Raw genomic sequence first — 26,823 nt, forward strand, 5'->3', positions numbered from 1 at the left:
AGTCGAAAGGGTGAATTTACGGCTAGCTAGGCCGCATTATTATCAAACCAAATTTTGAGGAAAACATGTCTAAACCCAGTCTGTTGCATGTGGTAAAAAGCGTCTTTGCCGCCGCGATTGGCGTGCAAAGCAATAAAAACCGGGAAGAGGATTTCAAGCATGGCTCGTTGCCTGCCTATATTGCCGTGGGATTGGTTGCGGTCGCGTTATTTATATTTACGATAGTCAGTATCGTATCGGCTGTTACCGGGGGTTGAGCAAAACGCCTCGGCAAGACCTAAAGCCCAAACATTGGCTTGGGCTTTAGATTTGCCGAACGTTTAGTTGCTGGAAGTTTTGAAGCTGTTAACAATGCTGGAGAACATCTCTTTAATGCCGCTGAACAGATTGGCCGGTGTCAGCGCTTCTTTCAGAATGAACTGGGTCCGAATCAACGCAACAGCGAAGACGCCCGCGAAAGGCGGCAACAATTCGAAGAAAACCGGCATAAACCAGCCGCCCGCGCCTTCCTGAGTTTTTCTGTCGCCGACACTGGTCAGGTCGCGATCATACTCGCCGCCAACGTCTTTGCCGTCTATACCATCAATAATCATGATGTTGATGTTGTAGAACAGTACCTGAATCACCAGAAATACTATCGCGCAGCCCGCAACCCACAACAAAACATTACCTTTCTTGGCTTTGATCAGGGTTTGATAAACCCAGATTGCCGTCAAAATCATTACTACGCCACCGATCATATCTATTCCCCTTGTAGCTGTTTAACTATTTTTTATTGTTCTAAAAATTCAGGTTGAAATGGCATACTACTCACATTCCACCAAGATGGCAATTGCGGTGCGATGTTTATCGTTTAGCCATGAATTGCTTGACTTTGAAGGTGGCTAAAGTAACATATGAACTTCGACCGCCAACGAAATGGCACATTTTATAACAACTAACTAAAGGTAGGAGGCACCCATGGGAGCAATCTTAGATTTAACAGAAATGTTGAAAGAACCGTCGGGCATGATTGGAGCGGTAGTAATCATCGCTGCAGGTTACTTCTTCGTAAAATGGGTTTTTGCTGAGCCTAAAGACGAAGAATAAGCTATACCCCCCGCTTACAAAGCTTTTCTGGAAAAAGCGGCTACGGATAGATCCCGTAGCCGCTTTTTTTTTGCCTAAAGCGGGCCTAACTGAAATACCTTATAATCCGTGACCTTTTGGCCTGCTGACGCGATATGTACAAACTGTTAGTTCTGAAAATCAATTCGCTTTATTCGAAAAAAGTCCCGGCGACCGGCGTAGGCTTGTTCAGGTTACTGTTCGGACTGGTAACGCTACAGGAAGTGTTCTTCCTGATTTATTTCAATCACCTGATTTTCGACCCGATTCCTTTTCTGGATGTCGAATTTCCGATGATCCCGTTTTTTCTGTGCTTGTGGGCAGTGGTGGCATTTTGTTTGGCCATCGGTTATCGCTGTCAGGCCGCCAGTATTGCGAATTATCTGTTTTGGCTGGTGTTCGTCAATTTCACGCCGATGCAGCGCGATTTCGACGGCGGCTTTGATTTGTTCATGATTGGCGCCAACTTCTTCCTGATTTTCATGCCGATCGATAAAGCATTTTCGGTCGACAATCTCAGAAGAAAACTGCTCAGCCCCTTCGTGCATTATTCCCAGTACCAAGCTGCCGAAGTGTCGGCGCTGGTTTATCACTTGCCGGTGATTATTTGTCTGGGTTTTCTGTATTTCGACTCGGCGATACACAAGATGTTTGCCGAGCATTGGCGCAACGGTCTGGGAGCTTGGCTGCCGTCATCGATTCCGTATTACATTTCTGCAATCGATATGTCGTGGCTGTTGAACATCGAGATTTTGCAGAAATTCATCGGCTACACCATCATCGTTTTTCAATTCAGCTTTTTATTTTTTTACTATCGCCGCCACTTTAGGTGGTTGTTTTTTCTGATCGGTATTTCGCTACATATTGGCATCACGTTGTCCTTCAACATTTATCCTTTTGGGATGGGCATGCTGATTTTCTATACCTTGGTGATACCGTTTGCTTGGTATAAGCGGATTGGTCGCTTCCTCAAGGCAAAGCAGCCGGTATTGAGGGTATTTTACGACCAACAATGTCCGTTGTGTAACCGCACCGTGTTGACGCTGAATCATTTCGACATATTGCGTCGCGTCGATTTTAAGCCGGCGCAAGTCTTTGCGATAGATTATCCGGCCTTAGCCGAGCTGGGTGAAAAGCAATTACTGACCGATCTCTATGCGCTGGACGATGACGGTCGCGTCTACGCGGGTATCGATACCTATGCGCAAATTCTAATCGCGATGCGCTATACCGCAATAATTGGTTGGCTGATGAAAATGCCGCTGATTTATTCATGGGTTTGCAGGCGCTACCGGACCATCGCCGATTCTCGCTCCAGATTGGTCTGCGATACCAGCTGTTTACCTGCGTCCAGCGAAAGCCTGTCGCCAAGTCTGTACGAACGAATTTTCGAAGCGGAGCATGCTTTGCCAGCCCGCAGCCATGTCCATAAAATCAGTAAAGTGTTGTTGGTGCTGATCTTGTTTCAATTCAACAGCAGTTTCCATTATGGCTTGCTATATCGACTGCATGTCGACACACGCCAGTCGCCAATAACCAGCATGCTGGCGGATATGAGCAATGCCTTGCTGATGATGTCGCATACCTTTTTGGGCATCACGCCGCATGCCCTGTACCTGCACGATCATTTCGAGGGATACGACCATTTGCTGGCGATTACCTATTTGGATGCCAACGGCGAAGAACATTGGCTACCGTTCGTCGACCGTCAAGGCCGGCTGTTGGCGCCTAATTGGGGACGAGTGCATTCGATGTGGGCCAACATTGCGGTGACGCCGAATATCGATGAGATCCGGTTGAAAAAATTCATCATGAAGGTGACGGCGTTCTGGGGAAAAAAGACCGGTCTGACCCTGGAAGACACCCAGTTTATCGTCAAAATGAAAAAAATCAGGGCGCCGCTCGTATGGGAAAAGGATCTACGAAACAGCAACTTGTCTGGAGAATGGCAGGCGATAGGCAGCGCGCAATGGGTCGGCAAGGAAGTGAAGATTAATCTACCGAAAGACATCGATGTTTTGTGAGTAAATAGGGTATTGCATGAGCCGAATTGTCATGCTATAAATTTTACGTGCTTGAATTTGAGTACACACAAAAATAAAAAACCTTTAATTCGGAGGATGTTATGAAAAAAGTATTTTCTGTCTTGGCTATGGTAATGATGATTCTGAGCTTGAGCGGTTGCATGGACGATCCAGACCAAGGCAACCCTAAACCAAAAGGCTATGGTTCTCCTGCCCAACAAGGTTCAGGGGTTAACTAATCCTAGCGTTGGCAGGACTTTTACATTCCTGAGTAAGGCCCACGCGAGTGGGCCTTATGCGTTAAAACCCCTCCTCCAAACAGATTTCGTTTGCGCTACATGGCTTTGCCATGTTTAAATCCCGCCGTGCTTAATTTTCTGTTTAGATTCAGTACACGAAAAAATATAAAAAAACTTTTATTTGGAGGATGTTATGAAAAAAGTATTATCTCTTTTAGCGATGACCCTGATGATTGTTGGTTTGAGCGGTTGCATGGACGATCCAGATGCATCAAAACAAAAAGTTTCTAGCTCTACTTCTGTAGCTCTTTAAGCTTGAAGCTTTAAAAAAAGGCCCACGAAAGTGGGCCTTTTTTATGTCCGCTGATTAAGTATCGCTCAAGCTACCTTTCAGCGCGCTCCGCCTCAATCTCGGCCATAGCTTGCGCAATCCAGATCTCGGCCTCGGCATTAATATCCTTCGACTTTTTATCGATGCTGCTAATCGGCGGCCCGATCTTCACCCTAATCACGCCCGGATATTTCAAAAAACTGTTGCGCGGCCAAAATTCGCCGGCATTATGCGCTAACGGAATCACCGGGAAACCCGATTTTTGCGCCAACATCGCGCCACCCGCATTAAACTTTTTATGAGCGCCAGGCGCGACTCGGGTTCCTTCCGGAAACACCACCACAAACAAGCCTTCCTGCAAACGCTCGGTACCTTGATCGATCAGCATTTTTAGCGCTTCTTTTTGATTTTGCCGATCGATGGCAATCGGCTTTAAGGTAGCCAATGCCCAACCGCCGAACGGGATTTGCAGCAGCGATTTTTTCAACACAGCGGTTTGCGGCGAAATAAACTGCCGCAATGCCACCGTTTCCCAAGCCGATTGATGTTTGCTGAGAATAATGGCTGCCTGGTCGCGTGGAATATTTTCCAGTCCTTCCACTTTATAGCTCAAACGGCAACACAGCTTCAGCATGAACAACAGGCAATCGATCCAGATATCGGCAATTTTGTAGCGTGTTTTAAACGGTAGAAAAGTACCACCCAAAATGGCCACGCCGACGATCAGCGTCGAGAATACAATGTAAATAAATAACAGTGTCGAGCCCAGGTAAACCCTGAAATCAGCTTTTCGAGACGATGTGCGTGGCTGCTTCATAAAGATTATCGAAAATAGGAACGTTGAGTTGGGGATGGTTAAGCAAGGTTTTTTCGCCCTTGCCGGTTCTGACCAGGATCGCTTTAGCGCCGGCCGATTCGCTCGCCTGGATGTCGCGCAAGGAATCGCCGACCGAATAGGTCTGGCTCAAATCGGTCTGGGTATCGGCGGCAAAACGCCGAAACAGGCCATCCTTGGGCTTACGGCAAGCGCAGGCGTCGTTCGGCCCGTGCGGACAAAAATAAATGGCCTCGATGTCGCCGCCAGCGGCTTTCGTCAACTGGCGCATTTTGGCGTGGATAGCTTCCAACGCCGCCAATCCGAGCAAGCCTCTGGCGATGCCGGATTGATTGCTGATCACCACGACTTTGTAACCATGCCGGTTCAGCAAGGCGATGGCTTCCAGGCTGCCGGGGATCGGCAGCCATTCCTCCGGCGACTTGATGAAGGCATCGGAATCGATATTAATCGTGCCGTCGCGGTCCAGAATAACGTAGCGATCGGTCACGCTTGCAGTTTGGAAATATCGGCGATTTTCAGGAATTGGTTGGACAACATTGCCAGCAAAGCCAATCGGCTGTTACGCAATGTTACGTCGTCGGTATTGACCATCACGTTATCGAAAAACGCATCGACCGTGTCGCGCAACTGCGCCAGACGACTCAAAGCCAGCGGATAATTCTGTTCGGCCAACAACGGTAGAATGTCGGCTTCCGATTGCTCGGCTGCCACCAGCAAATTCTTCTCGGCGGCTTCCACTAATGTGCCGATGCTGTCCGCGATGGGTTGATCCGATTTTTTCAGGATGTTGATGATGCGCTTGTTGGCGGCCGCCAGACTTTCGGCTTCCGGCAATTGCCGGAAAGCCTGCACGGCGCGAATCCGCAGCATGAAATCCAGCGGCCGGGTCGGGCCCACCGCTAACACCGCTTCGAATTCGTCCGCACTGTAACCTTGATCCAAACAATAACCTTTCAAGCGGTCGAAAATAAAGTCGATTACTCGCTGCCGGGTTTCGGCTTTGTTGAAGGCATGGCTGAATTGATCCAGCGCGGCATCCAATAGCTCGACGACATCCAGCGCAATACCGTTTTCGATCAAAATCCGTAAAATGCCTAGCGTCGCCCGACGCAATGCGTAAGGGTCTCGGTCGCCGGTCGGAATCAAGCCGGCGCTGAAAATTCCGCTCAAGGTGTCAATTTTTTCCGCCAGCGCCAGAATCCGGCCGATTTGGCCGCTGGGCGTCGCGCCGCCCGATTGTTTGGGGTAATACTGCTCTTCCAATGCCAGCGCTACATCCGCATTTTCGCCATCGGCCAGCGCGTAATAACGGCCCATCGTGCCTTGCAGGTTGGCGAATTCGCCGACCATGTTGGTCATTAAATCGGTCTTCGCCAGCAAAGCCGCGCGTTTCGCCAATGTGACATCGGTAGCCAATTTCTCCGCGATCAATGTCGCCAGTTTGCCGACCCGGTCTGTCTTCTCCAGTAAGGTGCCGAGGTCTTTCTGAAATACGATTGTCCCAAGGCTTTCGACGCGATCGGCCAGCGATTGTTTTCTATCCTGTTTCCAGAAAAATTCGGCGTCGGACAGGCGCGGCAACACCACTCGCTCGTTGCCGTGTTGAATCGAAGCCGGGTTGGAGCTTTCGATATTGGCGAAGGTGATGAAATGCGGCAACAATCCGCCTTGGGCGTTTTTCACCGGGAAATATTTCTGATTGGCCTGCATCGTGGTAATCAACACTTCCTGGGGTAACTCCAAAAAGCGGGCGTCGAAATTACCGACCACCGGCACCGGCCACTCGTTCAGCGCCGCGACTTCTTCCAGCAAATCCTCTTCGATATACGCAGCGCCGCCGACTTTGCTGGCGGCCTGATTGGCGGCGTCGCGGATCCGGGTCATGCGTTGTTCGAAATCGGCGATCACCTTGCCTTCTTGCAACAAGGTTTCCAGATAATCGTGCGGAACGCCGATGCGTAAATCCAAGGGGGCATGAAAACGATGACCACGGCTGTTCCGGCCGCTAACTACGCCCAGGATTTCGGTTTCTATGACTTCCTGGCCAAACAATAACACCGCCCAATGCACCGGACGGGCGAATTCGCTATCGAAATTGCCCCAGCGCATGCGTTTGGCAATCGGCAAATTCCCCAGGCTTTTCCGGATGATGTCCGGGATCAATTCGGCGGTAGCTTGACCTTTAACAGCTTGTTTGAAGATCAGCCAAGCGCCTTTGTCGGTTTCAAGCTTTTCCAATTGCTCGAAGCTGGCGCCGCAACTGGACGCAAAACCCAGTGCCGCCTTGCTCGGCGTGCCGTCAGGTCCGTAAGCGGCTTGCAAAGCCGGACCGCGCTTTTCGACGACTTTGTCGGCTTGAAAAGTCTCCAAGTCGTCGATCAATACCGCTAGACGACGAGGCGTTGCGTAGGCACGGGCTTGGTTATAACTGAGGCCAGCTTCTTTCAAACCGGCCAGCATGTTGTCCAGCAAAGCCTGGCTGAGTTTTTTTAACGACTTCGGCGGCAATTCCTCACAGCCCAGTTCGAACAATAAATGATTGGTCGCAGTCATGATTACGCTCCCTGTCTGGCGAGAATCGGAAAGCCCAGCGCTTCCCGGCGGTTGTAATAGGCTTCGGCGACCGATTTGGCCATGTTGCGTACCCTTAGGATGAAACGTTGACGCTCGGTGACCGAGATGGCATGGCGGGCGTCGAGCAGGTTAAAAGAATGCGAGGCTTTCAACACCATCTCGTAAGCCGGCAGCGGCAGGTTTTTCTCCAGCAGCATCAGGCATTCGCGCTCGTAGGTGTCGAAGCAATTGAACAGGAAATCGACATTGGCATGGTCGAAGTTAAACTCCGACATTTCCACTTCGTTTTGGTGGAACACGTCGCCGTAAGTGACCACGCCTTGCGGGCCGCGGGTCCAGACCAAGTCGTACACGCTCTCCACGCCTTGCAGATACATGGCGATCCGTTCCAGACCGTAGGTGATTTCGCCAGTGACCGGCTTGCATTCGAGACCGCCGACTTGTTGGAAATAGGTGAACTGGGTGACTTCCATGCCATTCAGCCAGACTTCCCAGCCTAATCCCCAGGCGCCCAGCGTAGGCGATTCCCAGTTATCCTCGACGAAACGAATATCGTGTTCCAGCAAATCCAGGCCGAGATGCCGCAACGAACCCAGATACAATTCCTGAATATTGGCCGGCGACGGTTTCATCACCACCTGAAACTGATAATAATGCTGCAAGCGGTTGGGGTTTTCGCCGTAACGGCCGTCGGTCGGGCGACGCGAAGGCTGCACATACGCCGAGTTCCATGGCTCCGGGCCGATGGCGCGCAAGAACGTCGCGGGGTGAAAGGTCCCGGCGCCCACTTCCTGATCCAAAGGCTGCAACAACACACAACCCTGATTCGACCAGTATTCCTGTAAGGTCAGAATCAGGCCCTGAAAAGTAGAGACATCGTTTTTGCTAATCGACACGTCGGGAGCCACTTGATTGATAAAAAATACGCGGATTATACCCGAAAAGTCCCTGTCAAGCAGACGCGGCCAGGGCCTTAAGTGTGACGGACAGGCCGCCGAATCGGCAGCTTTATCGGCGACAAATTTCCGCTTACACTGGTCCGCACGGCATTTGGCCGGAATGAGGAGATCAAGATGGAAATCAATTTAGCCGGCGAGGCCGACATTCCAGCGCTGTGCCGGTTATTAAACGAGTTGTTCAGTCAGGAAGTGGAATTCCAGCCGGATGACGCCGCTCAGAGCCGGGGTTTGGCTCGTATCGTCGTCGACCCAGCCGTCGGCCATATTTTTGTGGCGCGCCGGGAAGGACGAATTCTGGGCATGGTCAGCCTGCTGTATACCGTCTCCACCGCGCTGGGCGAACGAGTGGCCTGGCTGGAAGACATGGTGGTAGCCGGCGATGTGCGCGGTTCGGGCGTTGGATCGGCGCTGCTGGAGCATGCGCTGGCATTTGCCCAACAGCATGGCTGCCGACGAATTACCCTGCTAACCGATGGCGACAATCTGAATGCGCAGCGGTTTTACGGGCGGCAAGGCTTTGAGGTATCGGCGATGGTGCCGATGCGGCTGATGCTTTTCAAGCGGACAAGCTGCGCTCCAGGTTAAACCGCAAGGCCTCCAAAAAATCCTCGGTGGTTAAATAGTGCGAGTCGTTCAGATCGTCGCCGTAGATGCACAGGGCCAAGTCCTTGGTCATTTTTCCCGATTCGACGGTATCGACGCAGACTTTTTCCAGGGTTTCGCAGAAGTGAATCAACTCGACGTTGCCGTCCAATTTGCCGCGAAACGCCAGGCCACGGGTCCAGGCAAAGATCGACGCAATCGGATTGGTCGATGTCTTCTTGCCTTGTTGATGCATGCGGTAATGGCGGGTGACGGTGCCGTGAGCGGCTTCTGCTTCCATGGTTTTGCCGTCCGGCGTGACCAGCGTGGAAGTCATCAAACCCAGCGAACCAAAGCCCTGGGCGACGGTGTCGGATTGCACGTCGCCGTCGTAGTTCTTGCACGCCCAGACGAAGGCGCCGTTCCATTTCAACGCAGACGCGACCATATCGTCGATCAGCTTATGCTCGTAGACGATACCTTTAGCTTGGTACAGGTCTTTGTATTCGGCTTGGTAAATGGCTTCGAAGATGTCTTTGAAGCGGCCGTCGTATTTTTTCAGGATGGTGTTTTTGGTGGACAAATACAGCGGCCAGCCACGATCCAGCGCCACGTTGAAACAACTGCGGGCGAAGCCGGCGATGGACTCGTCGGTGTTATACATCGCCAGGGCCACACCGTCGCCTTCGAAGTGATACACCTCAAAGCTTTGCTCCGGGCCGCCGTCGTCCGGGCTAAAGCTGATCTTCAATTTCCCCTTGCCCTTGGTGACGAAGTCGGTGGCACGGTATTGGTCGCCGAACGCATGCCGGCCGATGCAGATCGGCTGGGTCCAGTTCGGCACCAGCCGCGGCACGTTTTTACAGATAATCGGTTCGCGGAATACGGTGCCGTCGAGGATGTTACGAATCGTGCCGTTCGGCGATTTGTACATCTTCTTCAATTTGAATTCTTCCACCCGCGCTTCGTCCGGGGTGATGGTCGCGCATTTGATGCCGACACCGTGCTTTTTGATGGCGTTGGCGGCGTCTATGGTGATTTGGTCGTCGCTGGCGTCGCGATGTTCGATACTCAGATCGTAATAATCGATTGGCAGATCCAGATAAGGCAGGATCAATTTAGCTTTAATGAAATGCCAGATGATGCGGGTCATTTCGTCGCCGTCGATTTCCACCACCGGATTTTTGACGGATATTTTTTGCATAACGCTCCCCATCTATCGCTGAAAATGACTGTCAGTATAGCTTGCCTGACCGTGAACCACCGCATACCCACCGGGTAAAGCCGACCGGCCGCCAAGACGGAATCCATTCATCGAAGTGATGCAGGAACTGGTCTATACTGCGATGGCGCAGTCGGCGGATTGCGCTGCAAGGCATTGTTCCGTACAGGGTTTTAGCGATTATGTTAGCCTGACGGCGTAACATTTCGTTAGCTTTCCAAGAACGGATCAATGAACCAATAATAATAAAATGTCTTTTTTGAGGAGGTGTAAATGGCTGATCAGATCTTCGATTACGAGGCGATCGTCATCGGTAGCGGCTTCGGCGGTTCCATCAGTTTTTGCCGATTGGCGCAGAAGTGGGGCAATAAGGTGCTATTGCTGGAGCGCGGCCGGCGTTATCCGATGGCATCGTTCGCCCGCTCGCCCAAGCAGATTGCTGACAGTTTCTGGAGCATAGGCGGCGAGGCCGTCAACCGTCCGCGGCATATCCGCGACAAAAACCTGCGCGGCCTGTTCGACATCCGCAATTATCAGAAAATGGACGCGATCGTGTCGGCTGGTTTGGGCGGCGGCTCTTTGATCTACGCCAACGTGTTCCTGGAGCCGCCCGATGCGGTGTTCGAGCAGGGCTGGCCAAGCGGTTTGGATAAAGCCACCCTCGCACCTTATTATCAAGTCGCTAAACAGGTATTGGGCGCCCGCCCGGTGCCGTCCTGGCAAAACGACGAACGCCGACAAATCGTCCGTACCGAACTGTTTCAGGAATTTGCCGCCAGCGAAAACCGCAACAGCACGCTGGCCGACATCTGCGTATTCTTCGGCAACGACTACAGCTATAAAGGCCAAGATGCGCCGTTAGCGATTGGTTTGCAGGAGAAAAACCGCTACGGCGCCACGCAAACCTCCTGCACCTACTGTGGCGAATGCGACGTCGGTTGCAACACCCATTCCAAAAACACCCTCGATCTGAATTACATCCATGCCGGCGAACACCAACACGGCGGCCAGGTGCTCACCGACTGCCAAGCCGAAAAAATCGTCCCGCTCAACCAACACGGCGACGACGACAGCTCGGCCAGCGGCGAATTCGGTTATCGGATCGAATTTCAAAACTTCGCATCGGGCCAACTGGAAAGCCTGAAAACCCGCCGGGTAGTGGTTTCGGCGGGCACATTCGGCAGCAACGAGTTGTTGCTGCGCTGCCGCGACGTGCATCGCAGCCTGCCCAAACTCAGCGAGCAATTGGGCCGCTGGTTCTCCGGTAACGGCGATTTTCTATCGTTTGCGGTGGAAGGCAAAAAACCGGCCGATCCCAACTACGGCCCGGTGATTACCCAATATACCGATTACAACCTGTTCGACCGCTTTAATCGACAACAGGCTTTCGTGCTGGAAGACGCTTCCTATCCGGCTTCGCTGGCCTGGTATATCGAAGGCGCTTTCCCGACCAGCACCTTGCGCAAACTGATCCGCGCGCTGAAAGCCTTGATCGCATGGCTGAAAAAATATTTGAGCAGCGGGGTATGGAACGGTTCCTTGGGTTTTTCCTTGCACGAAATTTTAAAAGACGATCTGTCATCCAAAACCGCGGTGCTGCTGTGCATGGGCCTGGATCACGGCGACGGTACGCTGAGCTTGAATGCGGACGGCCGCATCGATTTGGATTGGCCGCAAGATACCAGCATGAGCTTGTATCAAGCCATCCTCGCCGCTGGCGAACGCTTCAAAAAGTTTGTCAAATCCGACTGGTTTTTTCCGCTGCCGACCTGGGAATTACCAATTCGCCATAACGTGACTGTGCATCCTCTGGGCGGCTGCATCCTGGCCGACTCGCCGGACAAAGGCGTGGTCAGTGGCCATCCCGAGCAACGCGGCCAAGCTTTCGGTTACCAAGGCTTGTATGTGGTGGACGGTTCTATCTTGCCGAGCGCAGTTGGCGCCAATCCAATTGCGACGATCTCCGCGACGGCCGAATGGATTGCGGAAGGCATCACCGGCATCAAGCCCGATGCCAGCCTGGGCGTGTAAACCTAATTCACAGGAATACTGACATGACAAATACCAACAAAACCTCGTTCGAATTTACCGAAGAAATGAAAGGCTATCTCAGTCTGGGCCAAACCGCTTTCGAAGACGGTTATAAGCAAGGCAAGGAAGATAACCATTACTTCATGTTTCATCTGACCATCCAAAGCGACGATCTGGATACTTTTTTGGAGTCCGACGCCCACCAATCGGCGGCGATAGGCTATGTGGAGGGCGACTTGATCGGCGGCCGTCGCACGGTGGATAAAGGCGTGTTCAATCTATTCGTCGATAGCGCCGACGCCGACCGCAAACAAATGCTCTATCGACTGTTTTTTACCGACGCCAACGGCCAGGCCTTGACCTTGAGCGGCCGCAAGCAGATTCAAAACAATGTCGGTCCGGATTTGTGGGCCGACACCACCACCTTGTTCACCAATTTGTTCAAGGGTCATGTGGAAGCCGATAAAGAAGCCAAAGCCAAGGTCTACGCCACCGGCCTGCTGTATATCGAGATAATGGATTTTGCCAAGCAGCTAACCACCATACGCGCCAGCGGCGAGACTTTAAAAGACCGCCTGCACGCGGTGGAACGCTTCGGCGGCTTCTTTTTGGGCGCGTTGTGGGAAGTCTACAAACCGTCGCTGACGCCGAAGATGGGCGGTTTCGAACGAGAAATTCCGTTGTTTACCACCGAGGGCGTCAAGGACGCCGAGATCAGTACCCACCCGTTCACCACCACCGACCGACTGGGCCTGAGCTTGTTGCGCTTCAAGCGCGCGGTCTGCGACGATGTAGTAGTTCTGGTGCCGGGCCTGACCGCCGCCAGCGATATGTTCATCATGCCGGAACATTACAACCTGACCAGCTATTTGCTGGATCACGGTTTCAGCGACGTCTGGACGCTCGATGGCCGGATCAGCAACCGTTATTCCTATAATCTGCATCGGCACAATTACAATGTCGACGATCTGGCGCTCTACGACATGCCGGCGGCCATCGCCACCGTGCGCGCGGCAGTCGGGCCTTCCGCCCGCATCCATGTCATCAGTCATTGCTTTGGGGCACTGGCATTTACCATGGGCCTGTTCGGCAAGGCGGTGACCGGCGTGCGCAGCCTGATTGCCAACGGTGTGGCGCTGACGCCTTGTGTGCCGCTGCCGGCCAAGATCAAGCTGTATCTGGGGCCGTTGGCCGCCGATTATATTTTAGGCGTGGATTATCTGAACCCCTACTGGCGGCGCGAACCGGGGCTGGGCGCAGGCAAATTATTGGCGATGGCGATTTCAGCCTTCCATCGCGAATGCGATTCGCCCGAGTGCCATATGCTGAGTTTCATGTGGGGTTGGGGTTTTCCGGTGTTGTACAAACACGAAAACCTGCACGATGTGACTCACCGCCGCTGCGGCGACTTGTTCGGCGGTTGCAGCGTCAATTATTACCGACACGTGTTGAAAATGGTCAATGCCAACAATACCGCCGTCAAATATCTGCCCAACGAGCCGCGTTACCGCAGCTTGCCGGACAATTATTTCCAGCATGCCGCCGAGATCGACACCCCGTGTCTATTCGTCGCCGGCCAGGACAATGCTTTGTTCCGCAACTCCAATATCGTCTGTCACCAACGCCTGGAGCAAATCGTGCCGGGCCGCCATGAACTGCATCTGTTCCCCGATTACGGCCATGCCGATGTGATCATGGGCAAAAACGCCGCCCAGGACATCTTTCCGCGCTTCGTGGAATTTTTGCAAAAACACCGGAATTGAGGAGCGCAATCATGGCCAGTACCCAAGAAGATTTACAACTGACGCTGGATACTCTGCAACCGGAGCGTGGCGATCCGATACCGCAAAACCGCTTGTGCGTCTGCATCAGCGACGTGCATTTCACCGACGACAGTGCCGGCGATCAAAGCCCGGAGAAAACGGTTTGGCCGACCTTCTTCGATGACATCGTCAGGGCCTGCGAGATGCAAAAGATCGACGAACTAGTCTTTATTTTGGATGGTGACGTGGTGGATATGATCCGTAGCGCGGAATGGGCCAAAAGCCAGGTGTATCCCTGGCAGCGCCATCATCCCGAGTTCGCGCCCTGTTTAACCCGGATCATGACCAAGATCGTTGACATACACACCCGAGCGCCTAGCGAGAACAAGCCCGCGGGATTTTTCTATCTTCTGCAGCAAACCGCCAAGGCGTTGCGCGGCGAAGGTGTAGCGGTGGAAATACTGACCTTGCTGGGCAACCATGACAAGGAGATTTTCGCTGTTCCCGAGGTGTTGAAGACTTTTTACGAGCAATGCCTGGGACAGAACATCGCAGAACTGCCGCCGGCTTATCGAAAGTGGGTAGGGCGGATGTACTTCGACAACGACCAGCATTTTGCCGCGCCCGATAGCGTGCCCTGGTTGCCGTTTTATTGGGGAGACGCCGGGCTACGGGTGTTTATCACCCACGGCCAATGGCGGGATCGCGACAATTGCCTCAGTTTCGCCGCCGGCAACGGCCAAGCAGGCTGGACCACCAAGGACGGCTGGCGCGCCAAGGCCTGGCAACAGCTGAATTACCAGCCATTCACCGCGCCCTGCTTCGGCGACACCGTCGCGGCCGGCGCGTTGTCGACCTTTATCTATCGTAGCTATGTGGCACTAGATCAATACGAAAGCCAAACTCAACCCAAACCGGATTTGACCCGCATCCGGCGTATTTTGGCCGAATTGGATCTCTATCGACCGACGTCGGCCGCCGTCAGCCGGATCTTGGAGGAAACGCGTAACAAGTCTACCGAGATCGTGCGCGACATCATCGAAACTGAGCTATACAAAGCCTTATACGAATGGTTGAAAGACGATTTTGTACTGGAAAGCTCGCCGACGGCCAGGCGCCTTGGTTTGAGAGTCGCCAGGGTTTGGTTGATGCTGACCGGCCCTTTCAATATGTTCCGCATTCAATTGCAATTGGTGCGCGGCATTTTGTTATTGGCCGACATGCTGGAAAAACTGCTGCCGATCTCGGTTTACAGCGAGGACGGCGCCAGTTTTAAAAACCTGCAAAGCTTTCCGACCTTTCAAGACGCTTTTCTGGCAAAAGGCTTTCATTTGCATGGCGAGGGCCACACCCACATACCGATCGAAGCGGAAGCCGATATGGATTATCCGCCCAGCGGTTCGTATAAAAACCTTACTTATATCAACTTCGGTGCCTGGCGCGATCAGGTTGTGGACAAGGAAAAGGGTGGTTATCGGCGGCGCGGTATCGGACGTACGCTATACGTGTTGAACCTGCAAAAGCAAGCGCCGGCGCAGTACCGTTACTTCGTCAGAGACAATCTCAGTTGGGGCGACCATATGGACAGCTTGGGCTAAGTCCAGCCGATTTCTATGCCAGTACCGGCCGCTCCATTCATGTCAGGCGGCCGGCCTGTGTTAGAATCGCGCTGATGCAGGAATTAGAAACATTCAAGCTGATCGAGCGGATCAGCGCCTTATTGCGTTCGGAAGAGCGAAAAAAATATGCCACGATCGGTCTACAGCCGGTGCATGGCCAAGTGCTGGAATATCTGGCCAAGTGCAATAAATACAGCAACACCCATGCCGCGGTCGCGGAATATCTGGGCTTGACCAAGGGCACCGTGTCGCAGACCATCCAGATTCTGGAGCGCAAGCATTATCTGGATAAAACCACCGACAGCCTGGACGGCCGGGTAGTGCATCTGAGTCTGACCGAAGCCGGCATACGCCTGATAGATGAACTAAAGCCGCTGGATTTATTCAAGCAGGCGGAAACCAAGGTCAGCCGCCAGGAATTCGATACCATCGGTCAGGCTTTGCAAACCACGCTGGGCGTGTTGCAAAAAGTCAATCAGTCCAAGAGCTTTGGTTTATGCCGTTCCTGCCGTTATTTTTCGGTCGAACAGCATCACTATCAATGCGGCCTGACCGAACAACCTTTAGATCGCGAGGATACTGATAAGATATGCCGCGATCATCTACCCGTACCCAATCCATTCATAGACCAAGAGTAATCATCATGTTCGATCCCAAAGCCATTGACAACCTCGCCGACCGTATCGCCAACGCCATTCCGCCGGGCTTGCATAATCTGAAAGACGACGTCGAAAAAAACGTGCACGCCTTGTTGCAAAGCGGGCTGTCCAAGCTGGACCTGGTCAGCCGCGAAGAATTTGAAGTGCAAAAAGCGGTATTGGCGAAAACCCGCGCCCGCCTGGAAGAACTGGAAAAACGCGTCGCCGAACTGGAACAGCGGATTTTAAAAGACTAAACCGCCATGTCGCTGGCCGTCGTTTACAGCCGAGGCCGTTCCGGCATAGACGCCCCGCAAGTGACGGTGGAAGTGCATGTCAGCAATGGCTTGCCGGCGCTCAATATCGTCGGTTTGCCCGAGACGGCGGTGAAGGAAAGCAAGGATAGAGTGCGTGGGGCGATCATCAATTCGCACTTCGAGTTCCCGTTCCAGCGCATTACCATCAATCTGGCCCCCGCCGACCTGCCCAAGGAAGGCGGCCGCTTCGACCTGGCCATTGCGCTAGGCATCCTCGCCGCCTCCGGGCAAATTCCCAAGGATGCCTTGCACGAGTACGAATGCATAGGCGAGCTGTCGCTAGGTGGTGAGCTGCGGCCGATTCCCGGCGCGCTGCCGGTGGCGATTCATTGCCGAAATGCTCACAGGCAACTGATTCTGCCAGTTGGTTGCGCGCCGGAGGCGGCTTTAATCAAGGATGCGCAATTGTTGCCGGCCCGAAACCTGTTGGAAGTCTGCGCCCATTTAAGCGGCCAACAACGTATCCCGCCGCCGTCGATTAACGTCGGCTTTGAACAAGCGGTCTTCACCGTGGACTTCGCCGACGTGCACGGTCAGTTTCATGTCAAACGAGCGATGGAAATCGCCGCGGCCGGCAAACATAATTTATTGATGCTCGGGCCGCCGGGTACCGGCAAATCGATGTTGGCGGCGCGTTTGCCGACTATTTTGCCGGAGCTTAGCGAACAGCAAGCCCAGGAAACCGCCGCACTGGCCTCGATCAGTGACCACGGCCTGGATGTCAGTCGTTGGCGGCAGCCGCCTTACCGGGCACCGCACCATACCGCTTCGGCGGCGGCGCTGGTCGGCGGTGGCAGCAATCCCAAACCGGGCGAAATCTCCTTGTCGCATCACGGCGCCCTGTTCCTCGATGAATTGCCTGAATTCGACAGAAAAGTGCTGGAAGTGCTGCGCGAACCGTTAGAAACCGGCCATATCACCATTTCTCGCGCCAACCGCCAAGCCGATTTTCCGGCCAGCTTTCAGTTGATCGCGGCGATGAATCCCTGCCCGTGCGGCTATTTGGGGGACGCCTCCGGCCGCTGCCGCTGTACCTCCGAACAAGTCGCCCGTTACCGCGCCAGAGTGTCCGGGCCCTTGCTGGACAGGATAGACATGCATTTGGAAGTACCGCGCGTCGCGCTGGAAGTGTTGCGTAAAGGCTCTGCCGGCGGCGAGGAACGTAGCGAGACCATCCGCCAACGCGTAGTAGCGGCCAGAGAAATCGCTTACCAGCGCCACGGCAAAACCAATGCCGCGCTGACCGCCGCCGAGGTCAAAGCTTTTTGCACCTTGTCGGAAGCTGGTCATCAACTATTGGAACAGGCCATGGAAAAATTCGGCCTGTCGCATCGGGCTTACCACCGGATTCTGAAACTCGCGCGCACCATCGCCGATCTGGCCGATTCCAAAAATATCGAAATTCCTCACCTCAGCGAAGCTATAGGCTATCGCAAATTGGATCGCAGCCGTTAATACTTCGACATTAACCGCTTACCAATCGCCAGGCTCAATCCTTCCGCAACTGGTCGCGAATCGGCAGTTGGCGGATGCGCTGACCGGTCGCAGCGAAAATCGCATTGCATAAGGCCGGGGCAATCGGCGGCACGCCCGGCTCGCCGACGCCACCCAAGGGTGTGTCGAAATCGGCGGCCGGTAGTAAGTGCACCCGAATTTCGCGCGGCGCATCGTCCATGCGCGTTAACAGATAAGCGTGAAAGTTGTCCTGCTCGACTGCGCCGGCCTTAAAGCTGATTTCGCCTAGCGTCGCCAGGCTGAGCCCCATAATGCAAGCTCCCTCCAACTGCGAACGGATCCGTTCCGGATTAACCTGCGGACCGCAATCCACCGCAATGTCGATGCGCGGCACGCTGAGCTTGCCGGCTTCGTCGATAACCACTTCCACCACCACCGCAATATAGGTGACGAAACTGTAATGCGCGGCGATGCCCAGGCCACGGCCCTTGCTGAGTTCGCGGCCCCAGCCGGCCTCGCGGGCGGCAGTTTCGGTCACGCGCCGCAAGCGGCCGGTGTCGACCGGATACAGCTCCGGCGATTCGCCGTGATTCCAACTATCTCCCAAGCTGCGCGGATCGATGCGGCGCGGCGGACCGATCAGCTCCAGCAGGTAGTCCTTGGGATCGCGTCCGGCCGCTGCGGCCAGTTCGGCGACGAAAGATTGCACGGCGAAGGCATGCGGGATATTGGATACCGAACGGAACCAGCCGATACGGGTATGGGCTTCGGCTTCCGGATTTTCGATACGCAGATGGGGGATGGCGAACGGTATATTGATGACGCCCATCCCCAACTCGACCGGCATTTGGTGTTTGCTGTCGGGACCGAAGGTCGAGGAAATGCTGGGCGCAACGGTCCGATGCAGCCAGGCTTGCGGCTGGCCCTGGGCGTCGAGTCCCGCTTCCAGGCGTTCGACGGACACCGTATGAAAATAACTGTGACGCAAATCGTCCTCGCGGGTCCAGGTCAGTTTGACCGGCTTGCCGTTCATCGCCTGCGACAACAATGCCGCTTCGACGACGTAGTCCGGTTTGGATTTACGCCCGAAGCCGCCACCCAGCAGCGTGACGTGCACCGTCACCTTATCCTCGGGCAGTTTCAACCATTTGGCCACGCTGTCGCGAGACAGTTGCGGCGCCTGGGTGCAAGCCCACACTTCGCAATGCCCTTTCACAATACGCGCAGTCGCTGCCGGCGGTTCCATCGGCGATTGCGCCAGATGCGGCAAATAATATTCGGCTTCCACCCGTTTAGCGGCGGTTTGCAGCGCGGTATCGACGTCGCCTTGGTTGCGGACCACCTTACCGGGCGCGCGCGCGGCCTTTTCCAGTTCCAGTTTATAGGCGCTGGAATCGTAACCGGCGTGCGGCCCGTTATCCCATTCTATCTTCAGTGCTCTGCGTCCCTGAATGGCGGCCCAAGTGTTGCGGGCAATCACCGCGACGCCGCCGAGCGGATTAAAGGCAGCGGGCGGCGGACTGCTCGGCAGCTCGACGACCTTAAGCACGCCCGGCACTTTTAGCGCTTCGCCGGCATCGTAACTCGCCAGCTTACCGCCGAATACCGGCGGACGGGCCACCACTGCGTACAACATGTCTTTTAGGCGGGTGTCAATGCCGTACTGGGCGCGGCCCGAGACGATAGCTTCGCCGTCGTAGACGCCTTGCCGGCCTTTGCCGATATAGCGAAAATCGGCGGTTTTTTTCAGGCGCAGGCTGTCGCGGGCGGGCACCGGCAACTTCGCCGCAGCCTTGGCCAATTCGCCGTAGCTCAGCGTTCTGCCGCTGGCGGGATGGACGACATGATGTTGCTCGGCGCGCACCTCCTCGACCGCTACCCGCCAGCGCGCGGCGGCAGCCGTTTCCAGCATTTGCCGGGCCGCCGCACCGACCCGGCGCATCGGCAGGAAAAAATGGCGCATGCTGCGCGAGCCGTCGGTATCTTGATTGCCGTAACGCACTTCGTCGCCGGGCGCTTGCTGCACCTGTACCCGCGCCCAATCGGCTTCCATCTCATCGGCCACCACCATCGGCAGACTGGTGCGCACGCCCTGGCCCATTTCCGAGCGGTGGCAAACGATGGTCACCGCGCCGTCGGCCGCTATCGCGACGAACACCAAGGGATTATCCACCCAGCCGTGTGGCATGCCGTCGGCACCGTATTTTTGCGGATCGGCGGGCGAGGCGGTTTCGTCGGCCATGACCAGGGCCGGAAATCCGGCCGCCAGTACGAATCCGGCTAAAGCCAGATCCTTGAGAAAGTCACGGCGGCTGATGTTGGCGATGTACAAGCCGTCGTCGGCGTGACGATTATCCACGCTAGTGAGTTGCTCCGGCGACTGGTTCATGGCTTCAGCTCCGTTGACTCGGCGACTTGCTTGATGGCTGCGCGTATCCGTGGGTAGGTGCCGCAACGGCAAATATTGCCGCTCATGGCTTTGTCGATATCGGCATCGGTAGGATGGGATTTTTGTTTGAGCAAGGCCGTGGCGGCCATCACTTGCCCAGGCTGGCAATAGCCGCATTGCGGCACGGCCAGCGCTAACCAGGCTTCTTGAATCTGCTTCCCGGTTGCATCCTGGTCGATGGCTTCGATCGTGACGATTTGTTTACCGACGACGGCCGAAATCGGCGTGACGCAGGCGCGGGTCGCTTCGCCATCGACATGCACCGTGCAGGCACCGCACAAGGCAATGCCGCAACCGAATTTGGCGCCGGTCAGGCCCAAATGATCGCGCAAGACCCAGAGCAGCGGCGTGTCGGCCGGCAAGTCGATTTTACGGCGCTTGCCGTTGATGGTGAGTGTGGTCATCGGGCGGTTCTCCCTGCATCGGTGGGTACAAAGCATTCGCGCCGGATCGTCAATCTGGCGCGAGTATCGGTCGGCATCTTACTCGGAGGCTATCCGGCAAGTAAATAGGCCTAAGCAGTGTGCACTTACCGATGCGACTGGCGGCTTAATTCATCGGTCGATAAGGCAAGCGGGCATCATCGTCACCACATCCCATAATGGTTTGTTGATATTTGTCACCTGCGCACCTTCGTGCCGTAATTGGGACGCACCACGGCCACCACCTTATCGGTTCCGGCCAAAAGATTGCGGCAGGCACGCACCGCGACCAAATCGCCATCCCGCAAGGTTTGGGTGAGTTTGTTCGCACCGAAGCGCCGACTGGCGCCAGCCGCCAGCAAAATGCCGACAATCGAACTCATTCGATTAAAGCAGTGTGTTTTGAGGGCAAGGGAACCTTGATGGGGCAGTTAAGGCGCGATTTCATCGCTCGCCACGGCTTAGCAAGATGAGTAGCGCCGCGACAGCGGATGCCAAGCAGCCAGGCAAAAAAAAGGCGTATTGCCTAAGCAATACGCCTTTTTTCCAAAGACGGTTAATGCTTACAGTTTGTCAGCATTTTTGCTCAGATATTCGGCCACACCTTGTGGGTTGGCGTTCATACCGGCGTCGCCTTTGTTCCAGCCGGCAGGGCAAACTTCGCCATGCTCTTCGTGGAATTGCAGTGCATCCACCATACGCAGCATTTCGTCGAAGTTACGGCCCAACGGCAGATCGTTAACCACTTGGTGACGAACGACACCGGCTTTATCGATCAAAAAGCTGCCACGGAAAGCAACGCCGCCCGCTGACTCAACATCATAGTCTTGAGCGATGGTGTGTTTCAGGTCGGCTGCCAGGGTGTAACGAACAGGGCCGATACCGCCTTGGTTAACCGGGGTGTTACGCCAGGCATTGTGAGTGAAATGCGAGTCGATAGACACGCCGACCACTTCCACGCCGCGGCTTTTGAATTCGTCGATACGGTGATCCAATGCGATCAATTCGCTTGGACAAACGAAGGTGAAATCCAATGGATAGAAGAAAAGTACCGCATATTTGCCACTAGTCGCTTCGGAAAAACTGTAAGAATCAACTATCTGACCGTCACCCAATACTGCAGGAACTGTAAAATCAGGGGCTTGCTTACCAACTAAAACGCTCATCGATTTTTCTCCAAAATTATTTATAAAACAAAAGGTTAAGAGGGTGTTAGCGCCTCCGCGAAAAGGCTGATTCTTATTCTACACTAAATTAGTGGGTAATCGCCTAATAATCCCCGTAAATTCCGCTTGCAAGACGACGAAATTCGCGCTAATTTGTAAGCCATGGCTTACACAATTAACAGGCGGTCTGCGTATTTCGCGCTTTTTAAATTCACCATGCAGACATCATGTGAATTTTCTGGTAACGACATATGGCAAAAGTAAAACACATCACAGAGCCCGACACCTTCGGTTTTCAAGTTCGCATCGTTAGACGCGGCAAAGAAAGCAGCCGTTATTTTTCTCATAAATTATGGGGCAGCAAAACCAAGTCGCTGAAAGCCGCCATTACCTGGCGCGATCAGATGTTGGTCGTGCTGAAAGGCAGCAAGACCCGCTTCCTGAAACCGCCGAAAAACAAAACCACGACCGGTGTGACCGGGGTGTCCCGAACGATTAAGTTCGATCACCGCAAAGATAAAAGCTATCTCTGCTATACGGTGTTTTGGGTAAAAGACGGCAAATCCCGTAATAAAACCTTCCAAGTCGGTAATGTCGATACTGTGACTGCTGACGACGAATTACATGCGTTTAGAACCGCGCGCTTGTTCCGCAGTTGCTACGAACACGCTATCGATCACGACGCACCGTTCGACGACAGCAAATTTGCCAACTGGAAAAAATTGCGGCTTTACGAAAACGAAAACCTGAACGCAGTTAACTAAGCGCCTGCAGATGAGATCAGTCGATACGCATTTCGATGCGCATCGACAGGTCGACGGCCGTCAGATTTTTAGTCAAGGCGCCGATGGATATATAATCCACACCCGTTTCGGCGACCGAGCGGATATTATCCAAGGTAATGTTACCGGAGGCTTCCAGCTCGACCCTACCGCGATTGACCGCGACCGCAGCCCGCATATCCGTTAACGAAAAATTATCCAGCATAATCCGATTCGGTTGCGCGGCTAACGCCTGTGAAAATTCGTCAAGGTTTTCGACTTCCACCTCTACCGGCACATCACCACAGTGCCTGGCCAATCTGACCGCTTCGGCGATAGAGCCAGCGGCGATAATGTGGTTTTCCTTGATCAAAATCGCGTCGAACAAACCGATACGGTGATTAAAACAACCGCCGCATTTCACCGCATATTTTTGCGCTAAACGCAGACCGGGTATGGTCTTACGGGTGTCCAACACCTTGCAGCCGGTACCGGCCACCGCATCGGCATAGTGGCGGGCAATAGTGGCAGTCGCGGATAAGGTTTGCAGCAGATTCAACGCAGTACGCTCGCCAGTCAACAAGGCGCGCGCCGGGCCATTAAGCCGGCATAGCAACGTGCCGGCCGCCACACTATCGCCCTCATCACACAACCATTCGATCACAATTTCGGGACTTAGCTGCTTAAACACCGCATCGAACCAGGCTTGCCCGCACAAAACCATGGGGTCGCGAGTCAGCATATTGGCCCTGGCCAGCGTCCCAATGGGAATAATGTTAGCGGTAATATCGCCAGTACCGATGTCTTCGGAGAGATAACGCGCGATTTCTGCGGAGCTTGGTTGCATGAGCGTGATGGAGTCGGACGATTAAAAGACTTTTATTATAAACCGCAAGCGGCGGCAACCGAACGATGATCAAACTAACGCTTGTCAGCGACGTTAGATAAAAGCTGGCACGTTAATGGAAAAACTTAGGCAAAACGGGTAAAGCTTATAGAATACCCAGCTACCTACTGAGTTTAAATCTATGATCATTCGCGACCATTACCTTAGCAGCGCCTGTCAGGTTGCTTCGCCGAACTGCGACGACAGGCCCGACGTGGACGATATTTCGCTACTGGTGATTCATTGCATTAGCTTGCCGCCGGAACGGTTCGACGGCGCCTATATCGATCAGTTGTTTTGCAATCGTCTTGATCCTAGCGCCCACCCCTATTTCCAGGAAATTTACCAGCTTAAGGTATCGGCGCATTTGCTGATTCGCCGCGACGGTAGTATCAGGCAATATGTGCCATTCAATCGCCGAGCGTGGCATGCCGGTGTTTCCAGATACCAAGGAAGAGAGCGCTGCAATGATTTTTCGATTGGCATTGAGCTGGAAGGCGCGGTCACGTTAGCTTACACTGAGACTCAGTATCGTCAGCTGGCTAATGTGGTTAAGGTGCTGCTGGCAAATTATCCTATGCTGTCCAGCCAGCGCATCGCAGGGCACAGTGAGGTCGCGCCTGAGCGGAAAACCGATCCCGGCCCCCTATTCGATTGGCAACACTTTTACAGTTTGCTTGCCTTATCCAACGCTGACTTAGCTTAAAGCGGCTCAATCAGCGTTGTTGCCAGGACGGGCAAAGCCGAGTTAATCGGCTTTAACCTCCAAATGCATGGCCTTGACGATAGTCAGCAACTCTTGATACTGCTTTTGCAACGGCCCCAGTTCCGCTTCCAACTGCGCGATGCTTTCGTTGACATTACCCTTGGATTCGTTGATTTTCCTGAGCATGATCAAGCGGCTTTCAATTTGCTTTTTGTGATCCTTGATTTGGTGCATTAACGGCGTCAACACACTGTTACTCCAGGTCACAGCGTCCTTTTGCGCCTGTTGCAAGATGTTTCTAGCCTTGGCGATCAAGGTGCTGTAAAGCTTGTTCACCACAATACTTTGTTCGGTCATCGTGGTCTTGGCGCTATTACGAAACGCCTCGCCTTCCTCAAAAATCTGTTCTAATTCAAACTGATGTTGCTTGATCGAAAACAGTTGCGGCTCGATTTCCTTAAAGCCGTATTCGTCCTGAAATTTTTTATGAATGGCTTTGATCAGGCGCCGGGTTTCCTCAGTCATATCCACCGAATCTTGCAGCAGATCACGCAGTTCGTCGAATAACTTACGCATATTTTGTTTCATGCCGTAAGTGGTCAGACTCTTACTCATGTCTTCCTTGGTGCGAGTAATGATCTCGTCGATTTTTTCCTTGGCAAACGAGTCAATCAACATTTTCGCCTGCACCGCAAACACTTTGCGGCTAGCCTGGAAGTTTTCGATATTGGCCATGTAAGCATTTTGACGGTCGCGGGTTTCGGCCATCAATTTGCCGGTCAATTCGTGATTTTGAAAATCGACTTGTTTAAACTCATCAAGCTGCTTTTGGGCATTACTGATCTTGGATGCCATCAGTTTGACCGATTCGGTGGCGAGAAAACCGATTTCCTTATCGACTACGCCCTTAAGAATGTCGCGACGCTGATCGAGAATGTCATCCGACAAGTAGTTTTCCAGCAGTTTCAAGCGACTTTTATGCAGTAACTCATTGTCGCCTTTGACTTTGGCCAACAGCGCTTGTTTGGCGGAAACCGGGAAAATCACCTCTTTATTCAGATTCAGAATCATCGCCGAGGTTTCGATCTGCTTTTGAATAGCGGCTTCATAACCGGTTTCCCCGGCCAAATCGTCCCACATCGAGTCGATTTTATTCATCACCACCGCTAAACCTTGGCGGCGATTGCCTCTGGAACTACAGACGTGACTTTTCCACATTTCCAGATCGCTCTTGGTCACGCCGGTGTCGGCGGCCAATACGAAAATAATCGCCTGGGCGCTGGGCAACATGCTCAAGGTCAGCTCAGGCTCTGTACCCAATGCGTTCAGACCCGGCGTGTCCAGAATGCAGAGCCCCTCTTTCAACAAGGGGTGCGGAAAACTGATCATCGCGTGCCGCCAACAGGGCACTTCGACGGTTTCCGGGTTGATGATGCCTTGCTCGGCGGCCTCGCGCTCGTTCCATAGCCCCAGTTTATCGGCCATCTCCTTGGACACCCGCTTGGTGGCAATCAGCTCCTTAAACGCTTCCTGCATTTGTGTTGGCGAATCGCAGTTCAGTTCGATTTGGGTCCAACGATCAGGATTACGCTTGTAATCCATCAAGGAAATATCTTCCAAGCGGCTTTCGATATTGAGCAGACGAATATAGCTGCCGCCTTGTTCGTCCCAGAATAATTCGGTCGGCGACATCGTGGTCCGCCCCGGAGAGGACGGCAACAAGCGCACGCCGGTTTCCGCGAAAAATAAAGAGTTGATCAGCTCGGTTTTGCCTCTGGAAAACTCGGCAACAAATGCCAGCGTGACGCGGTCGTTGTGCAAGCCTTGCAGAATATTGAGCAAGGTATCGGTACTCTGCGGGTCGTTAAAACGATAACGACCGCGCCAGTCCCGATACATTTCGATACCCTGAATCAGTTGTTCGCGCCAATGCGTGTATTCGTGCAACTGTTCTTTAAATTCCAGATTTCTCATGGCTCGCCTTTGTGCTAACTGTACTCAATATAAGGGGCAAATAGTAACGGCTAAGTGTAGACCAATAATTCATAAGCAAAAGCCCAAGGCTCGCATAGCTACTCAAATGCCGTAATGCCGACGATAGTCCTGAATGATCGCCAACTTGTCGGTGCAGGTACTATCTTGGGCAATAAATTCAATAATGTCGGTCAAACCGATAATTGCAATCACCGGAATACCGAACTGGGCCGATACATCTTGTACCGCCGATAATTGGTTGGGGCCTTTTTCCTGACGGTCCAACGCAATCACCACGCCGGCCACCGTCGCGCCGGCCGCGCGAATGATGTCGACCGATTCCCGCACCGACGTGCCGGCGGTAATCACATCGTCCAGAATCCAGACCTTGCCTTGCAACGGCGCGCCCACCAGTACGCCACCCTCGCCATGATCCTTGGCCTCCTTGCGATTGAAGGCAAACGGAATATCGCGCTGCAAGCGGGAATAAGCAATCGAAGTGGTACTGACCAAAGGGATGCCTTTGTAGGCAGGGCCGTACAACACATCAACCTCGACGCCGGCGTTGATTAAGGCCTGCGCATAAAATTGCCCGAGCTTATCGAGTTTGGCGCCGCTGTCGAACAAACCGGTATTGAAAAAATAAGGACTGATCCGTCCCGACTTTAATTGGAATTCGCCGAACTTGAGTACACCGCAATCCAAGGCGTATTGGATAAACTGTTTCTGATAATCGAACATGCTGGAATATTACAAATAT

26 protein-coding genes are annotated in these 26,823 nt (G+C 53.6%); 13 read left to right on the forward strand and 13 right to left on the reverse strand.

Annotated features, from left to right (window positions below):
• Positions 1–65 precede the first annotated feature (65 nt).
• The gene (locus QZJ86_RS20480; protein WP_301935435.1) at positions 66–257 is read left to right on the forward strand and encodes a DUF2970 domain-containing protein; all 192 of its coding nucleotides are present in this window, start codon (positions 66–68) and stop codon (positions 255–257) included.
• A 63-nt stretch (positions 258–320) separates the two neighbouring features.
• On the opposite strand, the gene QZJ86_RS20485 is transcribed toward QZJ86_RS20480, so the two are convergent.
• A complete protein-coding gene (locus QZJ86_RS20485) occupies positions 321–740 on the reverse strand; it encodes a hypothetical protein (RefSeq protein ID WP_301935436.1) in 420 nt (139 codons plus the stop codon).
• 220 nt (positions 741–960) lie between these two features.
• Here QZJ86_RS20485 and QZJ86_RS20490 point away from each other — a divergent pair, with 220 nt between their 5' ends.
• The 3 genes from QZJ86_RS20490 to QZJ86_RS20500 all read left to right on the forward strand — a co-directional run bounded on the left by QZJ86_RS20490 (position 961) and on the right by QZJ86_RS20500 (position 3,370).
• Positions 961–1,089 (forward strand): hypothetical protein, encoded by a 129-nt coding sequence (locus QZJ86_RS20490; RefSeq protein WP_255189959.1) that lies wholly within the window; start codon positions 961–963, stop codon positions 1,087–1,089.
• 134 nt (positions 1,090–1,223) lie between these two features.
• Positions 1,224–3,131, forward strand: coding sequence for a DCC1-like thiol-disulfide oxidoreductase family protein (locus tag QZJ86_RS20495; RefSeq protein WP_301935437.1), 1,908 nt, complete (start codon positions 1,224–1,226; stop codon positions 3,129–3,131).
• A gap of 101 nt (positions 3,132–3,232) precedes the next feature.
• Complete coding sequence (locus tag QZJ86_RS20500; protein ID WP_301935438.1) at positions 3,233–3,370, forward strand: hypothetical protein; 138 nt, start codon at positions 3,233–3,235, stop codon at positions 3,368–3,370.
• 383 nt (positions 3,371–3,753) lie between these two features.
• Here the strand turns inward: QZJ86_RS20500 and QZJ86_RS20505 are convergent, their stop codons facing one another.
• Genes QZJ86_RS20505 through glyQ form a run of 4 tightly spaced genes read right to left on the reverse strand, consistent with a single transcriptional unit; the run spans position 3,754 to position 8,009 of the window.
• Positions 3,754–4,518, reverse strand: a complete 765-nt coding sequence (locus QZJ86_RS20505; RefSeq protein WP_301935439.1) for a lysophospholipid acyltransferase family protein — start codon at positions 4,516–4,518, stop codon at positions 3,754–3,756.
• Entirely contained in the window at positions 4,484–5,026 is a 543-nt protein-coding gene (gmhB, locus tag QZJ86_RS20510; RefSeq protein WP_301935440.1) for a D-glycero-beta-D-manno-heptose 1,7-bisphosphate 7-phosphatase, read from the reverse strand. The genes QZJ86_RS20505 and gmhB overlap by 35 nt, the downstream gene beginning before the upstream one ends.
• Positions 5,023–7,092 (reverse strand): glycine--tRNA ligase subunit beta, encoded by a 2,070-nt coding sequence (gene glyS, locus QZJ86_RS20515; RefSeq protein WP_301935441.1) that lies wholly within the window; start codon positions 7,090–7,092, stop codon positions 5,023–5,025. The genes gmhB and glyS overlap by 4 nt, the downstream gene beginning before the upstream one ends.
• 2 nt (positions 7,093–7,094) lie before the next feature.
• Entirely contained in the window at positions 7,095–8,009 is a 915-nt protein-coding gene (glyQ, locus tag QZJ86_RS20520) for a glycine--tRNA ligase subunit alpha (RefSeq protein ID WP_301935442.1), read from the reverse strand.
• A 177-nt stretch (positions 8,010–8,186) separates the two neighbouring features.
• On the opposite strand from glyQ, the gene QZJ86_RS20525 reads away from it, so the two are divergent.
• Positions 8,187–8,657 carry a GNAT family N-acetyltransferase gene (locus tag QZJ86_RS20525; protein ID WP_301935443.1) on the forward strand — a complete coding sequence of 157 codons (471 nt, stop codon included), beginning with the start codon at positions 8,187–8,189 and terminating at the stop codon, positions 8,655–8,657.
• Here QZJ86_RS20525 and QZJ86_RS20530 read toward each other — a convergent pair.
• Positions 8,629–9,858, reverse strand: a complete 1,230-nt coding sequence (locus tag QZJ86_RS20530) for an NADP-dependent isocitrate dehydrogenase (protein WP_301935444.1) — start codon at positions 9,856–9,858, stop codon at positions 8,629–8,631. The genes QZJ86_RS20525 and QZJ86_RS20530 overlap by 29 nt on opposite strands.
• Before the next feature lie 291 nt (positions 9,859–10,149).
• Here QZJ86_RS20530 and QZJ86_RS20535 point away from each other — a divergent pair, with 291 nt between their 5' ends.
• The 6 genes from QZJ86_RS20535 (at position 10,150) to QZJ86_RS20560 (ending at position 17,699) form a co-directional block, all read left to right on the forward strand.
• Positions 10,150–11,907, forward strand: coding sequence for a GMC oxidoreductase (locus QZJ86_RS20535; RefSeq protein WP_301935445.1), 1,758 nt, complete (start codon positions 10,150–10,152; stop codon positions 11,905–11,907).
• 23 nt (positions 11,908–11,930) lie between these two features.
• Positions 11,931–13,670, forward strand: coding sequence for an alpha/beta hydrolase family protein (locus tag QZJ86_RS20540; RefSeq protein ID WP_301935446.1), 1,740 nt, complete (start codon positions 11,931–11,933; stop codon positions 13,668–13,670).
• 11 nt (positions 13,671–13,681) lie between these two features.
• Positions 13,682–15,268 (forward strand): hypothetical protein, encoded by a 1,587-nt coding sequence (locus QZJ86_RS20545; protein WP_301935447.1) that lies wholly within the window; start codon positions 13,682–13,684, stop codon positions 15,266–15,268.
• Positions 15,269–15,342: 74 nt separating this feature from the next.
• The gene (locus QZJ86_RS20550) at positions 15,343–15,927 is read left to right on the forward strand and encodes a MarR family winged helix-turn-helix transcriptional regulator (protein WP_301935448.1); all 585 of its coding nucleotides are present in this window, start codon (positions 15,343–15,345) and stop codon (positions 15,925–15,927) included.
• A gap of 5 nt (positions 15,928–15,932) precedes the next feature.
• On the forward strand, positions 15,933–16,184 hold the full coding sequence (gene ubiK, locus QZJ86_RS20555) for a ubiquinone biosynthesis accessory factor UbiK (RefSeq protein WP_301935449.1): 252 nt from the start codon (positions 15,933–15,935) through the stop codon (positions 16,182–16,184).
• A 6-nt stretch (positions 16,185–16,190) separates the two neighbouring features.
• Positions 16,191–17,699: a YifB family Mg chelatase-like AAA ATPase gene (locus QZJ86_RS20560; RefSeq protein WP_301935450.1), complete on the forward strand. Its 1,509-nt coding sequence runs from the start codon at positions 16,191–16,193 to the stop codon at positions 17,697–17,699.
• Between the two features lie 34 nt (positions 17,700–17,733).
• Here QZJ86_RS20560 and QZJ86_RS20565 read toward each other — a convergent pair whose 3' ends face one another.
• The 4 genes from QZJ86_RS20565 to QZJ86_RS20580 form a co-directional block, all read right to left on the reverse strand.
• Positions 17,734–20,088: a xanthine dehydrogenase family protein molybdopterin-binding subunit gene (locus QZJ86_RS20565; protein WP_301935451.1), complete on the reverse strand. Its 2,355-nt coding sequence runs from the start codon at positions 20,086–20,088 to the stop codon at positions 17,734–17,736.
• Complete coding sequence (locus QZJ86_RS20570) at positions 20,085–20,552, reverse strand: (2Fe-2S)-binding protein (protein WP_301935452.1); 468 nt, start codon at positions 20,550–20,552, stop codon at positions 20,085–20,087. The genes QZJ86_RS20565 and QZJ86_RS20570 overlap by 4 nt, the downstream gene beginning before the upstream one ends.
• A 215-nt stretch (positions 20,553–20,767) precedes the next feature.
• Positions 20,768–20,953, reverse strand: coding sequence for an NTP transferase domain-containing protein (locus QZJ86_RS20575; protein ID WP_301935453.1), 186 nt, complete (start codon positions 20,951–20,953; stop codon positions 20,768–20,770).
• Positions 20,954–21,133: 180 nt separating this feature from the next.
• Complete coding sequence (locus QZJ86_RS20580; RefSeq protein WP_301935454.1) at positions 21,134–21,736, reverse strand: peroxiredoxin; 603 nt, start codon at positions 21,734–21,736, stop codon at positions 21,134–21,136.
• Positions 21,737–21,987: 251 nt separating this feature from the next.
• Between QZJ86_RS20580 and QZJ86_RS20585 the strand changes: the two genes are divergently transcribed.
• Entirely contained in the window at positions 21,988–22,500 is a 513-nt protein-coding gene (locus QZJ86_RS20585) for a hypothetical protein (protein WP_301935455.1), read from the forward strand.
• Positions 22,501–22,516: 16 nt separating this feature from the next.
• Here QZJ86_RS20585 and nadC read toward each other — a convergent pair whose 3' ends face one another.
• The gene (gene nadC / locus QZJ86_RS20590; protein WP_301935456.1) at positions 22,517–23,344 is read right to left on the reverse strand and encodes a carboxylating nicotinate-nucleotide diphosphorylase; all 828 of its coding nucleotides are present in this window, start codon (positions 23,342–23,344) and stop codon (positions 22,517–22,519) included.
• 181 nt (positions 23,345–23,525) lie between these two features.
• Between nadC and ampD the strand changes: the two genes are divergently transcribed.
• A complete protein-coding gene (gene ampD / locus QZJ86_RS20595) occupies positions 23,526–24,089 on the forward strand; it encodes a 1,6-anhydro-N-acetylmuramyl-L-alanine amidase AmpD (RefSeq protein WP_301935457.1) in 564 nt (187 codons plus the stop codon).
• 42 nt (positions 24,090–24,131) lie between these two features.
• On the opposite strand, the gene QZJ86_RS20600 is transcribed toward ampD, so the two are convergent.
• Entirely contained in the window at positions 24,132–26,063 is a 1,932-nt protein-coding gene (locus QZJ86_RS20600) for a dynamin family protein (protein WP_301935458.1), read from the reverse strand.
• A gap of 102 nt (positions 26,064–26,165) precedes the next feature.
• Positions 26,166–26,804, reverse strand: coding sequence for an orotate phosphoribosyltransferase (gene pyrE / locus QZJ86_RS20605; RefSeq protein ID WP_301935459.1), 639 nt, complete (start codon positions 26,802–26,804; stop codon positions 26,166–26,168).
• Positions 26,805–26,823 lie beyond the last annotated feature (19 nt).

Source organism: Methylomonas montana (genome assembly GCF_030490285.1).
GTDB classification, from domain to species: Bacteria; Pseudomonadota; Gammaproteobacteria; order Methylococcales; family Methylomonadaceae; genus Methylomonas; species Methylomonas montana.

Coding starts and splice junctions, on each gene's coding strand:
- glyS (WP_301935441.1), bottom strand. CDS start 7,092: ATGACTGCGACCAATCATTTATTGTTCGAACTGGGCTGTGAGGAATTG.
- QZJ86_RS20565 (WP_301935451.1), bottom strand. CDS start 20,088: ATGAACCAGTCGCCGGAGCAACTCACTAGCGTGGATAATCGTCACGCC.
- QZJ86_RS20490 (WP_255189959.1), top strand. CDS start 961: ATGGGAGCAATCTTAGATTTAACAGAAATGTTGAAAGAACCGTCGGGC.
- ubiK (WP_301935449.1), top strand. CDS start 15,933: ATGTTCGATCCCAAAGCCATTGACAACCTCGCCGACCGTATCGCCAAC.
- ampD (WP_301935457.1), top strand. CDS start 23,526: ATGATCATTCGCGACCATTACCTTAGCAGCGCCTGTCAGGTTGCTTCG.
- QZJ86_RS20585 (WP_301935455.1), top strand. CDS start 21,988: ATGGCAAAAGTAAAACACATCACAGAGCCCGACACCTTCGGTTTTCAA.
- QZJ86_RS20495 (WP_301935437.1), top strand. CDS start 1,224: ATGTACAAACTGTTAGTTCTGAAAATCAATTCGCTTTATTCGAAAAAA.
- QZJ86_RS20530 (WP_301935444.1), bottom strand. CDS start 9,858: ATGCAAAAAATATCCGTCAAAAATCCGGTGGTGGAAATCGACGGCGAC.
- QZJ86_RS20570 (WP_301935452.1), bottom strand. CDS start 20,552: ATGACCACACTCACCATCAACGGCAAGCGCCGTAAAATCGACTTGCCG.
- QZJ86_RS20550 (WP_301935448.1), top strand. CDS start 15,343: ATGCAGGAATTAGAAACATTCAAGCTGATCGAGCGGATCAGCGCCTTA.
- QZJ86_RS20580 (WP_301935454.1), bottom strand. CDS start 21,736: ATGAGCGTTTTAGTTGGTAAGCAAGCCCCTGATTTTACAGTTCCTGCA.
- QZJ86_RS20575 (WP_301935453.1), bottom strand. CDS start 20,953: ATGAGTTCGATTGTCGGCATTTTGCTGGCGGCTGGCGCCAGTCGGCGC.
- nadC (WP_301935456.1), bottom strand. CDS start 23,344: ATGCAACCAAGCTCCGCAGAAATCGCGCGTTATCTCTCCGAAGACATC.
- QZJ86_RS20540 (WP_301935446.1), top strand. CDS start 11,931: ATGACAAATACCAACAAAACCTCGTTCGAATTTACCGAAGAAATGAAA.
- QZJ86_RS20505 (WP_301935439.1), bottom strand. CDS start 4,518: ATGAAGCAGCCACGCACATCGTCTCGAAAAGCTGATTTCAGGGTTTAC.
- QZJ86_RS20600 (WP_301935458.1), bottom strand. CDS start 26,063: ATGAGAAATCTGGAATTTAAAGAACAGTTGCACGAATACACGCATTGG.
- QZJ86_RS20500 (WP_301935438.1), top strand. CDS start 3,233: ATGAAAAAAGTATTTTCTGTCTTGGCTATGGTAATGATGATTCTGAGC.
- QZJ86_RS20525 (WP_301935443.1), top strand. CDS start 8,187: ATGGAAATCAATTTAGCCGGCGAGGCCGACATTCCAGCGCTGTGCCGG.
- QZJ86_RS20545 (WP_301935447.1), top strand. CDS start 13,682: ATGGCCAGTACCCAAGAAGATTTACAACTGACGCTGGATACTCTGCAA.
- QZJ86_RS20485 (WP_301935436.1), bottom strand. CDS start 740: ATGATCGGTGGCGTAGTAATGATTTTGACGGCAATCTGGGTTTATCAA.
- QZJ86_RS20560 (WP_301935450.1), top strand. CDS start 16,191: ATGTCGCTGGCCGTCGTTTACAGCCGAGGCCGTTCCGGCATAGACGCC.
- QZJ86_RS20480 (WP_301935435.1), top strand. CDS start 66: ATGTCTAAACCCAGTCTGTTGCATGTGGTAAAAAGCGTCTTTGCCGCC.
- QZJ86_RS20535 (WP_301935445.1), top strand. CDS start 10,150: ATGGCTGATCAGATCTTCGATTACGAGGCGATCGTCATCGGTAGCGGC.
- pyrE (WP_301935459.1), bottom strand. CDS start 26,804: ATGTTCGATTATCAGAAACAGTTTATCCAATACGCCTTGGATTGCGGT.